Genomic DNA, 280 nt, shown 5'->3' with positions numbered 1-280 from the left:
AATCAACGGCGCGGCTGGCGTACCATCGGCTTTCAATAACGCACGGCAGCAACGGATTGAGCCCAGGCCAATGCCGACAATATCTTCTTTATTTCCGGCAAACTGGCTCATCAAATCGTGACTGGCAAAACATAGTGATGCCCATAAATCGTCGTCAGGATGTTCTGCGGTATCGGCATCTGGCGTGTGCATCGGCTGCAATAAGCCTTTGCCTTCGCAAACCACATTACCTTCCAGATCGTACATCACCACTTTTGTGCTCTGACTTCCGCCATCAATC

At 50.7% G+C, this 280-nt stretch carries 1 protein-coding gene; it reads right to left on the bottom strand.

What is annotated here, in order from left to right; genetic code table 11:
• On the bottom strand, positions 1–280 hold a 280-nt coding region (locus LZP73_RS21075), incomplete at both ends, for an FGGY family carbohydrate kinase (RefSeq protein ID WP_267960278.1).

Source organism: Shewanella sp. AS16 (assembly GCF_021412365.1).
In the GTDB taxonomy this organism is placed as follows: domain Bacteria; phylum Pseudomonadota; class Gammaproteobacteria; order Enterobacterales; family Shewanellaceae; genus Shewanella; species Shewanella salipaludis.
Note: the sequence above shows the minus strand (reverse complement) of the source record. Positions and strands in the feature narration are given on the sequence as shown.